Below are 15,251 nucleotides of genomic sequence, written 5' to 3' on the forward strand. Positions count from 1 at the left end.
AATTATGGAAACAGAATTTGTGAAGTTAAACAGTGATTTTGACTCAAAACCTTTGGAATTTTGAGACGACGAATACGTTAAAGAAATCCTAAGTGACAATGACATAAAAAAGTTGATAAGGGAATTAAATATTTCAAACGAAGAAATTAAAAATCACTTTGTTGAATTTTTTAACATAGTTAAATTAAAAAAAAGAAATGGTTTTTATACTTCTGTTTTTCGTGATAAAAAAACCGGTAAATTAGTTTTTGAATTTGGTGTTGATTACAATAGTATAAAACCAATTGATTATGAAACACTTTCATACATTGATAGTTTTTCAAAAGATACTAACCCTAAAATAATTTTAAAATATGAAAATCTAGAAATCAAAAAATTAGTTGATTTAGTTAAAAAACGTTCTAGCTGTTTTGTACATTCGAAAAACTTTACTAAACTAAATGAAATATCAAATTTAATTGCAAATGGATATTTGCAATCAAAAATCGCTATTGGATATACACGTCTAGATAAACTACATAAATTTTTGTTAGCTAACATAGAAGACGGAAGCAAAATATCTACGTTCTTGGAAGACGCTAAAAATTGTGAAGTATTAATCCTTGACGGATTAGGACTAGAACCAACAAAAAGTTTTTTACATTTTGGCACATTAATGAATATTTTACTAACTCGTAAAGCAAATCGGAAACAAACAATTTTTTTCAGTGTTTTTAATCCTGAAGAATATAAAAAATTTCTTTATGAAAATTATAGATTTGTTCCTACTAAAACAAAATTTTTAATTAACTTAATCTTTGACGATAAAGAATTAGTTCAAATTCTTTAAAAACATTAAATATAACAAATTAATAACACAAGGAATAAAAAATGACAATTAAAGAATATTTTAAACAAAATAATCTTAAGAAGAAGGATTTTACCCAAAGACAAATAATTGAAATTATTTTAGGTCTTGAAGACAATCTTGACGTTTCTTGATATACAAATCCTAAATTTAATTATAAGCAAATGGAACAAATCCGTCGGGGTCTTTTCTATGGTCTAGATGTTTCTTGGTATGCAAAACCGGAATTTAATCGACATCAAATGACTACAATTTATTTAGGTCTTAGAGGAAATCTAGACGTATCAAAATATGCAGATCCTAAATTTAGCTATAGGCAAATGCTTGCGATTCGTTATGGTCTTTTCTATGGTCTCGACGTCTCTTGATATGCAAAACCGGAATTCGATTCATTCCAAATGAATGAAATTATTTCAGGGCTTGAAAAAAATCTAGACGTATCAAAATATGCAGATCCTAAATTATCTTCAGAACAAATGAAAAAAATTCGTTTAGATCTAGAAAAAGATCTAAGCTCATCATAATGAGTTCAAGAGTTTGATATTAGTGAAGTTCTGAAGTAGCATATTGTATCCACTTGTATGTATATACTAGATATAACTAAAGTTATATATCTAGGTATATATACATACATACAAGTAGATATAATTACAATACACAATACGATACAAAAAATTGTCCTAAAACCATTATAGCAAAACAAAAACTTTAAACAATAAGAACACATAATTTTAATCAAGATAATACTTACAATTTTATGAAAATAACAAATAAACCACCTAAATTTACAGAAGAAAAATTAAGACAATTATTACACTATACAGATCAAGAAGCAAATCCAACATATGAGGCATATAAATCAAATTCATTTTATAAAATCTATTCAGGTGCTAAAGGTGTTTCTAAATCTTTTAGTAGAATGATAGAAACTATTTATCGTGTAGTTAATGAAAATAATTTTTGTTCTGTATGGTGTAGAAATCAATTTAATCATATTCGCAATACATTAAGACCAATGTTAGAAAAAGTTTTATATTACTTAGCTGAAGAACATAATTTAGATTTTAGAGATTATTTTTACGTAACAAATGAAGCTGCTTATTGAAAATATGAAGACGGTGGAATAGATAGAGCAATATATTTCCAAAACTGAGAAAAGATACAAGCATTTCAAGGTTTTACGTTAAAAAATTCTAATTTCAGATTTGGTGAATTAGTCATAGACGAACCATTAGAGGATACAGCTGATAGTAATAAATTACCTCATGAATTGGAAGAAATATATGCATTACAAGAAGAGAAATTACCTTTGTTAATTGCTAATACAGTTTTAAGAGAAGTATCACCAAATGGTTTTAGGATAAATGTGACATTTCTTTACAACATATTTACCACAAACCATTTCTTAATCAAGAATTATCACCAAGAAGCAATAAAAATTTTGGAAGAAGATAATTTGATAAACCAAAAGGTATTAAACGAACTATTAGAAAATCATTATTTGCAAAAAGAAAATACTGAATTTAGTAATGGTCTAGGAATAATCGTAACAATGTTTTCTAAATACTTTATACCTAAAAAATATTTTTCTGAAATTCAAGAAAAGAATTTAGATTTATTGAAAGAAACAAATTATCGTTTATGAGTAATTACTGTTATTGGATATGCATTTAACTTTGAAGATACTAAGTTAAATTATTTTATGAAAAATATCATTTTTGACGAAGAGGGAAACGTAAGAAAAAAAATAAAAACTATTTCGAAAAATAAATTTCATAAATATTTAAGCAATGGTGAAATCTTAGGAATTTATCACGGGTATGACCCAGGTATTCATGATAATGCAGCATTTGTTACTGTTGCACTGCATAAAGACGGAAGAATAATTGTTCTAAAAGTCATTGAAGACATAAAGCTACTAATTCCTAAAAACACTATTTGAAAAAATAAAGCAATTAATGAAAAAATAACACAAATTATCAACAAGCAAAATAAAGAAATTGAAAAATATTTACCTTATGGCTATTCAAGTAAAAATTTCTTGTATTCAAAAACTTCAGTGCTCTTTTGTGATAATCACGCAAGTATTGAAGCATTAAATTTACTGTTTGAAGAAAATAAGATTAATTGTTTTGCAATCAAAGCTGTTAGAAAACCAACTCAACAATTCGGCATTGTTGATAGACAAATGTGACAAAAAAATATATTCGAAAATAATTTAATTAATTTCTTACCCAATAATGAAATACTGCTTAAATGTTTAGCCAAGCAAGTGGTCATTAAAGACAGTACAAAGCCACTTGACAAAATCGAAAAAAGAGACGAATCTATAAATCCCGAAATATATGACGTGATTAACGCTTTTGAAATGAGCAGTAGCTTATTGTTCAGATATCAATATGCATTAATTTATGAAAAATTAGAAAACGAAGGAGAAATATAAAATGATTACAAAAGAAAATTACGAACCGATAAAACATATCAATTGTAATGAAACAAATTATGTAGCTACAAGTTTATTTCACTCTGATTATAAGCTAGTGGTTTATAAAGATTTTAATACAACGTTTTGAGATAAAAAAAGTCCTCTTTGCCCTTATACAAAAATCGAGGCCGATCTTTGAGGGGTAAGACGTGTTAATTATGCTAACGATAGAGACATTCTATGAGAAAGAATTAGATTACACAATGAATGAATAGCAGCTTCAATTGCATTTAGCATTACAATTCACAAAGACAAAAATTATTTAATAATTTACGAATCTTCTGAACCTTCCTTTTTCTGAGATTTTTTGCAAAACCATGCTAACTTAAATACTAATCGAAAAGTTTTTACTTTACGTGAGGGCGCTGAAGAAAAAGATTTTTGTGTTGTTTCAAATTTGAAAAGATTTCCAAATTTTAACAAAGTTTGAAATAGCATAGAAGATTTTGAAAATGCGGTTTTAAAACTAATCGAAAAAGAATAAGGAAATAAAAACAAAATAATATGACCACAGAAGAAGCGTTAGAAAAATTCAAATTACAATTAAATGAGAAATCATTTAAGCCTAAAAAAGAACCAGTAAATAGCAAAAATCAGTTTCTAAAATATGGTATTCAACAAACGATACAAACGTTATGAAGTAATTTCCCCAAAATACATAGCAAAAACCTCATAGAATCGAATGATTTGAGTTTGACGTATAAATTATTGTCCCTGCAAAAACTTGAGGCTATATTGTATGAAAAAGGAATCGCTGCTTTACGGAATAATTGATTGGTTGCGGATGTCTTAGATTATGTAGAAGTTCAAGGAAAACTAAAATATCTCAAAACAAAGCTCGAATTTAACAGTGCTAAAACGCCAATCTACGTATTTGAAACTTTTGAATATAAAAACGACAAATTATTATTTGACTATACGATTGTTAAACCTGATAAGGTTACGGACAAAGAAGCTAAAGATATTTTATTTAATTTTTGTGAATACAAACCTGTTACTTATATTGAAATTCCATACAAAATTTTTTATAACAATACATTAAAACAGCCTGATTTAAATTTAGTAAATGCAGAATTTTTTAAGCTTTTAGATAAAGACATAGAAGTATTAATCAAAGATTCTTATTTATCTGCTCCTTGAATATTTGCAATAGATAATAACGGTATTAAAAAGCAAATTCAAGAGGGTTTAGAGGATTTAGATAAAAGATTTATTGGAATATCCCCTCAACTACAAATGTATGAATTCGACCCTTTAAGAATATTACAAAGTAATTCACAATCACAAATAGTTATTCAAAAAATCGAAAAAAATATTAGTTGAATAAAACGTTTTGCTTATTTAAAACAAGATTCAAATACCGTTGGAACAAAGAATATGCATAACGTTGAAGCGCAAGCTTTAAACTCGGATTTTGAAGATTACATAGAATCAAAAGCAAATCTAAGAGAATTGCAATTCAAAGAATTTCTAAATCAATTTTATCCTGAATTAAATGTTGAAAAAGTTTTAATCTACGGTTCGACAGAATGATTAATTACAGAAGCTAAAAAATATGCAGTCAATTTAGACGGAAGCGTTATAAATCAAAATCAATTAGTAGCTCAAGAGGAAAGTAATGGAAATAACCAAGATTAATGAAGTAGTTGATAAATCGGTATTACAAACTTTTTATGCTAAATTAATACCGATAAATGAAATTTGTACCATTCCCGGTTCAGTTAATATAATTGATTTTAATCTATCAAAATTAGAAAAAATTAAAGGTATGATTAGTGATTTATCTTACAATCAAACACCTTTAACTGAGCAAATAGATTCAGACGCTAAATGTTCAATTATTTTTAATGAAAAATTAAATTTCACAAATAAAGTTCTAATTTTAAAAAATGCAATAGTTGAAAATGAATATTATGTAGTAGAAAACATTAATACAACATTTTCACCTGAAAAACTAAACGAAGTTGTAAATGTTGCAGTTTGTCAAAAATTAGAAGACTACATAAACAACAAGAAATTTATTATCTTTCCTAACTTAATTACTGAGCGGCTTGAAAAAGTAAATATTAAAATTAGAGAAAATTTTCTGTTTCAAAAAGCATTTGTTGAAAACAAAGAAAATTTATTGCGTGAAATTAAATTCATTGATAAGAATTTTCTATCAATGATTTGTAATCCTATTGAAGTTAATGAAGATCAAACAAAAGTATTTATGACAACATTATCAAAGTTTGGTTTATTAGATATTAGAGATATTTGTATCGGAGAATCAGATTATTCCATTTATTACGATAATCAATACGATAATAGGTACAAAGAATTTTTTAAAAAAATAATGAAAATATATGAAAATCAGAATTTGATAATGTCTGGTTTTGCTAATAAAACAAAAGAAGAAGTAGAAGAATTTAAAAAAATCTATAATGGAACTAATGCTGAAGAATATGTTAATTATGAGCTTTCACTACTAAGAGATAATTCGCTTTTTGATAAAGACCAGGTAGATTTATTAATTTTAATGTGTTCTGGTTTCTTAAAATCTGCTTTTTGTGTTAGCGGCGGTTTTGCAACATTACATAAATATATTTTGCCGTTTTATTTTGATATACAAGGTGGAGTTTTATATTTAAAAAGTGAATTTTATGAGTTGCGAGAAAAACCTCAACTTTGAAAAATTGAAGAAGATTTAGAATGAAAAGAAGAACAATTGAAAATTTTAGAAGAAAGAAGAAAGAAAGCCGAAGAAGAAAGAAAGCGTAGAAGTAAAAGAGGCGAAGGGAGAAAAAGATAAATATGTCAGTAAATATGAATCCCAAGATAACTGACGATATGGGTGGAGGAATACCGCCGTCAGATACAGGAGAAATTGTTGGAAAAAAATATAAATATTATTACATTCCAGTAATAGAAAACACAACTAATAAAAAATATCGAAACTGACAAGCAATTGATTATTTAGATTTACCGATTGGTTTAAAAGAAGTAAATATAGATTTAGATTATTCTAAAATAACTCCTGATTTTTTGAAATATAAATTAAATTTAGTAGTACCTAATAAAAACTATTTAATTTATGATTTTTTATTTAGAGATAAAAATGCAATAAATGCAGCTGGAAAAGAATTTGATCCAAAACAAAAAAAGAAAATAATTTTAAATCCCTCTGATTTTGAATTAAATAAAGTTTATGACGCTAATTATATTAAAAATTATGTAAAAGAAAAATATGGCAAAGAGTGATATATAGTATCTGACTTTAAAGTTTTAAAATGCGAAGTTCCAATGGATATATATTATCAAGCAAACGAATCGGTAAATGCTACTAATTATTATGTTAATGTAAATAATTTTGTGCCTGAATATCATAAAAAATGAATTCAATATGATAAGCAATCTAATTGAAAAGAAGTGAATGAAGTATTTGACTTTAAATTTAAAGCGCTTGTTAAAGAACTTTGATATCATTCAGGAAATTCGCAAGTTGTATTTGCCTGAATCGCTACGATTCTTATATTCGGATTACCATTTATAGCTTTGCCTCATTATTATCATACCGTCATTATAAATACGGTTGAATTTTGAATTCAAAAAGACGAAAAGACAAATTTTGAACAATACCCTTATTCAACAAAACTATTATTTGAAAATAATTTTATTTTAACTCCTTCGACTTGAAAGAATTTCGCAAGTTCATTAGGTGAAATTGAACCTTTTGACTTCAATATTAATCCGGGAGAAAAATTAATTATAAAAGGTATGTTTTTACCGCGTGTAATAGAAATAAATAATGCAGGTTTTATATTACCCAACATAAAGAATTTAACACAACTACATATTAAGCATATTGAATAAAAAGAACAAGGAACTGCTGCCTTTAAAGACGGAAGAAAGAGAGTAAAAATGAATTTACTTAAAAAATTAGCTGAATTATTTGAATTAGAAGAAGCAGAAGTTTCAAAAAAATTAAATTTAAAACCAGACGCTACAACTAAGGAAATTAAAGAAGCGCTAGGTGTTTATGGTCTTTTCCTAGATAAAACAGAATTGGAAACATATATTAAAAATAAAGTCCAAAACAAAATAAGTGAAGTTGAAAAGCTAAATGAAGAATTAGATAATAAAAATAAAACTTTACTTGATTTTGAAAAGGTTAATAATGAGCTAAAAGACAAATTTTCTAAAATCAGCGCGCAAATTAAAAACAATTTAGAAAAAGAATGAGTTAGCTTAAAACTACCTAAAACAAATTTAGAGGATATTAAATACGAAGATTTAGATTTTTTAAATTTAAAATCAGAAGCTTTAAGAATTGCTAAATTAAAAAATATCACTCCTGAGATTGTAGATCCAAAACAAATCGAAAATATAAAATCACCAAACAATAATCTAAACGGAACACAATCATTCGATATAGGAGCAAGAAGAATTAAATAAGGAACAAAAGAAATGGAATTTAAACAATATTTAAACGCATTATTTGCTAATCAAAAAGAAAATGAAGCATTTTCATTAGATCAAAAAACTAGAAACGAAATTAACTCTTATATAGTTCAATATTCATTAATTGGAACATTAGGAACTAATTTAGCATTAGGTTCAGTTTCTGAAGCTTCAGCAACTTTTATTAAAAATATAGGACAAAGTTGAAACGAAAAGAAAAATCCTGGACCTGGTGAATTTGAAAAAGGTAACTATACAAAAATTAGCTTTAATTGAAATACACCACAATATCAATCATTAGCTTTTACACATGCAGATACACTGTTGGGAGTACCTGCTGCAGCTTCAATTAAAATTGAAAAAGCTTCAGCTGATTTTAATGATAATTTTGAAACCTATTGTTGAGGTGAATTAGAAAAGAAAGTTAAAACAACTGATACACACAAACAAGTAAAAGATTTATTAGCTGATTCAATTACGGATAAAGAGGTAAGAAAAATAGTGGTTGCACTAGGTACAGCCTTAACAAAGCATAAAGACGATAAAGAAGGGATTAATGGAATTAAAAAATCAGATATTATAATTCACGTTAAACCTGAAGTATTAGACAGATTAAGTGAAGCTGGATTAGTTGGAAACTATGCCGAACAAATGTTTGTTGGTGGTCAATATTCAATAGCAACAGTAGGCGGTTATACAGTTATAGCAAATAAATATTTAACTGATATTGACGCAATCGCTTGTACAAATTTCGCAGTAGCTTCAATGGTTAATGTAAATGCTGCTAATTATGAAAGACTAGCGCCTACAAACGATTATGGTATGTATTACGAAGCAATGGCTTTATTCGGAATTGCTTATCCAACTTGTTTTAGAAGTATTTTCAATAAATAATGCTTTTATATAGCGGTAAGAGCAAATATGCTTATTTATCAATAAAAGCAAATCAGGCAAAAGAATTTAAAGAATATTTAGTAAGAAATACCTGGTGGTGAAAATGATTAAGACTTATTGTGCAAACAGTTTCAGCTATAGGTATAGGAATACTTGGAAAATTTATTGATGTATTCATTCCTGGTTTAGGAACATTTATTGAATTTGCATTAAATACACTAATTGATTTAATGTTCAATTTAATTGAAAACGAAGGAAAAATAGACTTTATAGATTTTGGATTATCAGCCGGTTTTAATGCTGCTGGTGCTATTTCAAAAGTATTTAAACAATTTAAAGCTGCTAGAGTAAAAAATAACGTTTTATCATTAGCAGATAACATTAAAGATAGTAGCAAGCAATTTAAAAACCAATTTAAAAATAGTGCTAAGAAACTTACGTTGTTTGGAACAAGAACTTTAAAAGAAAATGCAATACCAAACTATAAAGCTTTTAAAAACACTTCTTCGGAATTAGTTAAAACATTAGATAAATCAAAGCAAATATTTAAAGAAACAGCGATAGCCTCAAAACAAAGTTTTGAAAAAACTAAAACATTTTTAAATAAAACTACAAAAGTTTTTACTAAAATCAGAACTTTTGTATCCTTATTAACTTCTCCTAGATATGCTGCTAAAAAAGCTATCGATATAGCTATAAAAAAACCTAGAAAAAAAATAGTAAAAATATTTAATAACTTTATTAGTAAAAAAGTTAAAGAAGTATTTTTAAAAGGTAAAAAAACTTTAAGAGAGGCTATGAAGCGAATACCTTTAAATAGTTCTTGATTAGACAATATAACAATAATACAACCCGATAATACTTGAAGTTTAAAATTTCTCAATGCAATTGTTAGATTTAAAAAACGCGAAACAAATAATAAAAAACCGGTCGTATTATGACAAAAGGATTCTAAATTAATAATGGAATTTTTGACTACTTCTTCACCTGGACGGCATTATTTGAAGTATTTTGCTTGAGGTTGAGATATAGGCAAAATTTTAAGAAATTATAGTGGTTTTATTGCTTTAACTAAAATCCCTCTATTTGGTAATTTAATAGGAACTTTGGCTAATAGTTATCGAACAATTAATGCAATTCACGAATCTATTAAAAAAGATAATTGATTATGAAAGCAAAACTTTGAAGATATTAAGGCAGATATGCTTAAGGGAGCAACAGAAGGTGCTTTAAAAGGTTGAAACTTTAAATATATTAGACCTGCAATTAGCGTTGCAAGAAGTGCTATAGAGGGCAAGGGAAATTATGCAATTAGAGCTGGTGAAAAGGCAATTAAAAAAGCTGCTTTTTATGTAGCTTATTCTAAGAAAATTAAAAATTACAGTTATAAAAAGCCTAAGGGAGGCAGAAGGTGAAAGAGGAAATAGAAAAATTAAAATTAAATATTTCAGATTTTAAAACAGAATATTGATATTCGAAAACTATCGAAATTCCACAATTTATTAAAAATATCGAACCAGATATTACAGAAGATCAATTATTTAATAAGTTATTGTTAAATGTGTATCAAACGTGTGATTTGTTTATTAATCAAAAAATGTCACAATTTTTATCACTCGATATTACCTTAGAACAAATTAAAGATATTTTAGGTAAACAGCGGGTAAAAAATTTCATTAGTTCAATTTATACTGAAATAAAATATAGATTAGCTACTGAAAAATTCCCGGAGTTTTCACAAAAAGATAAATTAATTACTTCAAATTTTTCAGTTGCCTCAGCTGGAAGAGAATTTAGTAATTTCCAAAGTTTATTATCACCTGAATCAATTGCTTATTTAACTTATCCGACTTGAAATGATTTAAAAATAGCTAATAAAGACGATTATTTAAATATTATTCCAGTACTTGAAAAGTTAAATCAATTTGACAATAGAATTGAGAAGTTATTGAATGATAATTCACAATCAGACGAGAATCTTAAATTATCGTTTTCTAAATTTAAATCTGATCAATTAGAATCAAATACAAGTTTAGAAAATAAAATTAATGATTTAAATATTAGAAAAGAAGAGAAACTGCCTGAAAAAATAAAGAAATTTCTTTCGGAAAACATTACTAGTGAAGAACAATTAGGCAGTAGTATTGCAGAAGACGGCATTATCATTAACTTTGGACAAGAAGCACCAAGTATTACAGTAAAAAGTGAATACTTTTATAGTGATATAAATCCAGGAAATATTACTTTAGCAGCACCAGGTGAAGGAAGCGAAGAAATTACAATAGATAATGAAAATCTAACATTTTCCGGCGAAATAAACGACGTGAAAATCAAAGAACAATTGAATTTATCCAAGCTTAAATCGTTATATGCTAATTTAGATAAAACTAAAGATTTAGAAAATAAAATCAACTCATTTACCCAAACCTTAGAAAGATTAAATCAATTTGACAATAGAATTGAGAAGTTATTGAATGATAATTCACAATCAGACGAGAATCTTAAATTATCGTTTTCTAAATTTAAATCTAATCAAGAAGTACAAAATAATGCTTTTAGCAACAAAATAGATATTTTAAATAAAGCTAATATAACAATAAAAAACATTGATAATGAATTAACGGCGCTAAAACAAAAAGATATTGATATTCTTAAAGTTTTAATAAATTTTGTTAATAAATTAATTAAAAATAACGAAAAAAACTTAAATGTTGATTTTATAAAAGCTGATTATGAGAAACTACCCAATGAACCGGAATTAAAGATAGGAGATATTGTAGATTATAAAGGCAAAAAAATATATATCTTAGATATTATATGAGAAGAAATAACCGATACTCGAGGAAACTATGAAGGTGCTATATATTATTACAAATATATGACATTAGAAGAAAGTGAGGAATTAAGTAAGTAATGTTATCCATTAATAAATACGTTGAAAAATATAACCCAAAAGCTATATTTTTAAAGGGTTCAAAAATGTTAGGGATTTCTTCTAATAACTCTGATACTGATATCGAAATACTAGTAGATACTAATGATTTACCAAAAAGCTACAAAGAAGATAACATAGATATATTTTTCATAAATAAAGAATTAAAGATATCGGTAAAAAAGAGCATTTTTGAACAAATAGTACTTTTACAATATTTATTTTTAAAACCTGAGCATATATTATATAAAAGTGAAGATTTTGACTTTTCTAGTTTTAAAGAGTTAATTACCAATAAGTTAAATGAGCTATTATTTAAGTTTATAGAAAAACTTTGAATAAATATTAGATATTATAGCTACAAAAAAACTAGTAGAAAAAATATCTATCATATTTGCTATATATCTTCATTAGTTGATAATTCTTTGCCTAATTGGGAAATAATACAAAGACTTAAAGAATATACAGAGAATGTAGAAGATTTGTCATATTACGAAGAATGTAGAAAGAAGCTTTTAAATTTTTATTTTAAGTATTTAAGAAGATTAAATGAAATTTTTTAAATGAATTATTGGAACAATAATAAGCTTAATATTCATATTTCTTGCTTTGCTATGAGTTTATAAAAACTTTGAAATAAGTTGATTGAATTGACTATTTATAAAACTTAGAATTTTTAAAAAATAAGGAGAAAATAATGAAATTAGAAACAATTAAAGAATTACTATTAATAATTACACCTTTTATTGTTACATTAGGTGGAGTTATTAGTGCATTATTTGTTAAGGTTTATAATGCCAAAAATAATTACAAAACTTTAAAAGAAGAAATAACTAAATTAAATGAAGAAACACAAAAACGACAAATCAGACATACTGAAGAATTAGCTAAAAGAGACATTATAATTAAAGATTTAAAAGAGCAATTAGTGCAAGCTTTAAATACTATTGAGCTTTTAAAATCAAAAATTGAAACTAAAGCTGGAGATCCATATTTAGTAAAATTAGAAGCTTCTAATGAAGAGTATAAAACAGCATTAGTTAAAATGAGAGAGGTTTTAAAATCTAAAGAAATTGAAAACGAAAATCTTAAAGCTACTTTAGCAGAAGTGCAAACTGAAATTAAAGTTTTAAAAGAAAATATCGTAAGCGAAAATAAAATTAAAGAAGAAGAAAATTTGAATATAAAAGATTTAGTTAAAAGTTCCAAAGTAGAAGAAGAAACGACAAAAAGTACCGTAAAAGCAACGCTTTATTAATAAAAAATACCCTCTAAAACGGCAAAATATGTATAACTATACGTTTTTACAACAAAATTGTCATTTGAGGGGGTATTTTTTTAGTACTTTTTTTTAGAAAGGTATTAATTAAACAAAAAATTCACCTCTTTGTTCTTCTCTTCAATACTTTAATATAGTAAATGCATAGCAAAGACCAATAATAAAACCACCGATAAAAATAAAAGCTGTTACAATAAATCAGCCAACATTAACTTCCATTTTCCAATTAACTTTCATACCAAAAACTATATAAAGTACAAATCAATATATAAAAAGTATCGAAACAATTGGAATTAAAAAATTATTAGTATGAGGGCGTGTGATTATTAAAGCAATTAATATAGGTTCAACAACAATGAAAATAAAGAAATAAATTAAGTAAATCTTTACTCATTTAAGTCTAAATTTCCACATTTTTGCATTTTTCTCGTTTATTCTAGCGATTTCTTCAGCTTCTTGCTTTAATTTTTCTTCTTTTTCTTGTTTCGTCATACTTAAAATTATAATTGTTATTTTTAATGTAGTATAATAATTATGCTAAAAAATAAAAAGTAATACCTACCTCACCTTTACTTTTTTATATGATTTAGCAAATTTTCTAAAATAACATTTCATTTACTAAAGACATGTGGTAGGTATTACTGTAATATTTATCACTTTTTTATTTTTAGCAACCTACGGAGAAATTAATAAAAAAAAGAGCAATTTCTCCCTAATTTATCTCACCGAGAAATTGCATAATTATTATAACATAGAATATCTTGCTATTTAAATAATTTGTTAATTTCTCCAATTAAAAGGAGAAAAATGAAAAATATTGAACAACTAGAAATATTCTACGCAGATTTTGAAAAGAGTATTTCAACTAATAATAGAAGTGCAAAGACACTTGCAACATACAAGTTTGCTTTAAATAAATTAACAAATTGAAAAACTGTTGATGAATTATTAAATCAAATAAATTTCATATTAGATAATTCAAATTTATGTACTAATTCACTATTTACAATAAGAGCAATTTATCGAAGCTTTTGTGAATGATTTTCAAAAAGAAATAGAGTTTATATACCTTTTAATGAAAGAATTAACAAGTATAGAATCGAAAGAGGTACTAGAAGATCATATACAAAAGAAGAATTAGCGTTATTGCTTAATGAATTAAAGCTATTTGGAAATTATAAGTTCGAAATAATATTCAAAATACTATTAACAACAGGTGTGAGAGTTAGTGAATTAGAAAATGTTAATTGAGAAGCTTTGAAAGCAAATAATTATGAAACAATAATTAAAACTTCTAAGAACAATAACCCTAGAGCATTTAGAATAATAAAAAGCGATAATGGGATATTCAAAGATATTCGAGAAGCTATAGATAACGATATAAACTTAAACATTAAAACTAAAACGATTAAAAACTATTTCCAAGTATTTCAACAATATGTATTAAATAAACATAAAGATTTTAAAAATAAGATATCAGCTCATATATTAAGGCATACATTTGTTACTCTTTCAGCTGAAAATCATACAATCGAAGAAATATCTAAAATATTAGGTCACGTTAATTCTAGTGTAACTGCTTCAACATATTTGACATATAATCCTACATTAGCAAACAAAAAGCTTTCTGAAATGCAACATAATATATCTAATTTTTTAATTGATACAAATAATAAAAATAACGAAATTGATTTGAATATAGAAAATCAAAAATTAAGAAAAGAAATTGCAAATCTAAAAGCAAAATTAGAACAACAAAATAATAGTTTCTTTTCGCTTCATTTGGTTGAAGAAGATATCTTAAAACATAAAAATTAATTATTTAAATAGCTATTGCTATTTTTTTTATTTTTTTTACTTAAAATGTATATATGTTAAAACTTCCAACTTATAAAGATTTGGGGATAAATATTAAAGAAATTCTTTGAAAGAATGATTTTAAGACTTTTGAAGATTTTAAAAACGCTTATTCTGCCCCTTTTTGCGCGATTTTAGGGCATTATTTGCACAAGAACAACAAACACACCGCAGAAAACTTTTCATTGGCTTATAACGTCATATTTTATTATGGTTATATTAATCAGAAAAGAGAGAAAGAATTACTTAATATTTTAAGTGAAAAAGGTTTTTCTGTAAAACCAAGCTTTTTAATACTTGACGCTGTTATTGGAATAGATCTAATAGCTAGTTTTAATGATAAAACTTATGTAATTCAAGTTAAACCAAATAACAAATTTAACAATTTCAAATACATTAAAACGTATGCAACTAAAAGAAATTATTACGTAATTTTTGCATATAAAAAACAAAATAAGTGATTTTTTTATGATAAAAATATGAAAGAAATTACATTTATTTAGTTTTTGGGTTAAAA

General features: G+C 25.6%; 16 protein-coding genes. 15 read left to right on the forward strand and 1 reads right to left on the reverse strand.

Annotation, left to right across the window (positions count from 1 at the left end):
- Positions 1-4: 4 nt before the first annotated feature.
- The 13 genes from JN03_RS01865 (at position 5) to JN03_RS01925 (ending at position 12,856) form a co-directional block, all read left to right on the forward strand.
- Positions 5-829 carry a hypothetical protein gene (locus JN03_RS01865; protein ID WP_134076599.1) on the forward strand — a complete coding sequence of 275 codons (825 nt, stop codon included), beginning with the start codon at positions 5-7 and terminating at the stop codon, positions 827-829.
- Between the two features lie 41 nt (positions 830-870).
- The gene (locus JN03_RS09180; protein WP_051599447.1) at positions 871-1,371 is read left to right on the forward strand and encodes a hypothetical protein; all 501 of its coding nucleotides are present in this window, start codon (positions 871-873) and stop codon (positions 1,369-1,371) included.
- A gap of 233 nt (positions 1,372-1,604) precedes the next feature.
- Complete coding sequence (locus JN03_RS09185; protein ID WP_134076600.1) at positions 1,605-3,290, forward strand: hypothetical protein; 1,686 nt, start codon at positions 1,605-1,607, stop codon at positions 3,288-3,290.
- 1 nt (position 3,291) lies between these two features.
- The gene (locus JN03_RS09190; RefSeq protein WP_134076601.1) at positions 3,292-3,816 is read left to right on the forward strand and encodes a hypothetical protein; all 525 of its coding nucleotides are present in this window, start codon (positions 3,292-3,294) and stop codon (positions 3,814-3,816) included.
- 20 nt (positions 3,817-3,836) lie between these two features.
- On the forward strand, positions 3,837-4,970 hold the full coding sequence (locus JN03_RS09195; RefSeq protein WP_134076602.1) for a htpn: 1,134 nt from the start codon (positions 3,837-3,839) through the stop codon (positions 4,968-4,970).
- Entirely contained in the window at positions 4,951-6,123 is a 1,173-nt protein-coding gene (locus tag JN03_RS01890; protein ID WP_134076603.1) for a hypothetical protein, read from the forward strand. Before JN03_RS09195 ends, JN03_RS01890 begins: the two co-directional genes overlap by 20 nt.
- 14 nt (positions 6,124-6,137) lie before the next feature.
- A complete protein-coding gene (locus JN03_RS09200) occupies positions 6,138-7,184 on the forward strand; it encodes a hypothetical protein (RefSeq protein WP_134076604.1) in 1,047 nt (348 codons plus the stop codon).
- A 48-nt stretch (positions 7,185-7,232) separates the two neighbouring features.
- Complete coding sequence (locus JN03_RS09205; protein WP_134076605.1) at positions 7,233-7,766, forward strand: hypothetical protein; 534 nt, start codon at positions 7,233-7,235, stop codon at positions 7,764-7,766.
- Positions 7,767-7,778: 12 nt separating this feature from the next.
- Positions 7,779-8,666 (forward strand): hypothetical protein, encoded by an 888-nt coding sequence (locus tag JN03_RS09210; protein ID WP_134076606.1) that lies wholly within the window; start codon positions 7,779-7,781, stop codon positions 8,664-8,666.
- Entirely contained in the window at positions 8,666-10,093 is a 1,428-nt protein-coding gene (locus JN03_RS09215) for a hypothetical protein (protein ID WP_134076607.1), read from the forward strand. Before JN03_RS09210 ends, JN03_RS09215 begins: the two co-directional genes overlap by 1 nt.
- Positions 10,078-11,580, forward strand: coding sequence for a hypothetical protein (locus tag JN03_RS09220; protein ID WP_134076608.1), 1,503 nt, complete (start codon positions 10,078-10,080; stop codon positions 11,578-11,580). The genes JN03_RS09215 and JN03_RS09220 overlap by 16 nt, the downstream gene beginning before the upstream one ends.
- Positions 11,580-12,161 carry a hypothetical protein gene (locus tag JN03_RS09225; RefSeq protein ID WP_134076609.1) on the forward strand — a complete coding sequence of 194 codons (582 nt, stop codon included), beginning with the start codon at positions 11,580-11,582 and terminating at the stop codon, positions 12,159-12,161. Before JN03_RS09220 ends, JN03_RS09225 begins: the two co-directional genes overlap by 1 nt.
- Positions 12,162-12,295: 134 nt before the next feature.
- Positions 12,296-12,856: a hypothetical protein gene (locus JN03_RS01925; RefSeq protein ID WP_134076610.1), complete on the forward strand. Its 561-nt coding sequence runs from the start codon at positions 12,296-12,298 to the stop codon at positions 12,854-12,856.
- 108 nt (positions 12,857-12,964) lie between these two features.
- On the opposite strand, the gene JN03_RS09230 is transcribed toward JN03_RS01925, so the two are convergent.
- Positions 12,965-13,369, reverse strand: coding sequence for a hypothetical protein (locus JN03_RS09230; protein WP_134076611.1), 405 nt, complete (start codon positions 13,367-13,369; stop codon positions 12,965-12,967).
- 315 nt (positions 13,370-13,684) lie between these two features.
- On the opposite strand from JN03_RS09230, the gene JN03_RS09235 reads away from it, so the two are divergent.
- Together JN03_RS09235 and JN03_RS09240 are read left to right on the forward strand one after the other, a co-directional pair.
- Positions 13,685-14,695 carry a site-specific integrase gene (locus tag JN03_RS09235; RefSeq protein WP_134076612.1) on the forward strand — a complete coding sequence of 337 codons (1,011 nt, stop codon included), beginning with the start codon at positions 13,685-13,687 and terminating at the stop codon, positions 14,693-14,695.
- A gap of 53 nt (positions 14,696-14,748) precedes the next feature.
- Positions 14,749-15,237, forward strand: coding sequence for a hypothetical protein (locus JN03_RS09240; protein ID WP_134076613.1), 489 nt, complete (start codon positions 14,749-14,751; stop codon positions 15,235-15,237).
- The last annotated feature ends 14 nt before the right edge of the window (positions 15,238-15,251 follow it).

The organism is Metamycoplasma hyosynoviae (assembly GCF_004365165.1).
Taxonomy (GTDB): Bacteria; Bacillota_I; Bacilli_A; order Mycoplasmatales; family Metamycoplasmataceae; genus Metamycoplasma; species Metamycoplasma hyosynoviae.